This is a genomic window from Streptococcus sp. GMD1S, assembly GCF_000296875.1.
Classification (GTDB): domain Bacteria; phylum Bacillota; class Bacilli; order Lactobacillales; family Streptococcaceae; genus Streptococcus.
The window spans coordinates 1-503 of sequence record NZ_AJQY01000318.1; the positions used below are offsets into that span (position 1 = coordinate 1).

Annotated in this window: 1 protein-coding gene; it reads left to right on the plus strand. The window is 43.7% G+C overall.

The window, feature by feature from the left end; all coding sequences use genetic code 11:
• The coding region (locus GMD1S_RS09005) for a GntR family transcriptional regulator (RefSeq protein ID WP_000300004.1) at nucleotides 1-503 on the plus strand (503 nt) is incomplete at both ends.

Here is a 503-nt window from a genome sequence, read left to right on the forward strand (position 1 = left end):
CAGGCTATCTCTCTCTTGGTTGAGGAAGGAGTTTTGGAGCGTCGTGTAGGAAGTGGGACTTTTGTCTCTAGCACTCGTGTCCAAGAAAAAATGCGGGGGACGACTAGTTTTACAGAGATTGTTAAATCTCAGGGGAAAGTACCTTCCAGCCATCTCATTTCTTACAGAAGAACCATTCCAAATGAACAAGAGGTCGCTAAGCTAGGGATTACTCCAACAGAGAATATTATCCGCATGGAACGGGTGCGTTACGCTGACCAAGTTCCGCTAGTCTATGAAGTCGCATCCATTCCTGAGAAATTTATTAAGGATTTCAAAAAAGAAGAAATCACCAGTCACTTCTTCCAAACCTTGCAACAACATGGCTATCGGATTGGCAAATCCCAACAGACCATTTATGCAAGATTGGCTAAGGAAAAGATTGCTCACTATCTAGAAGTCGAAAAGGGGCATGCCATTTTAGCCTTGACTCAGGTCTCTTATCTTGAAGATGGGACGGCTTT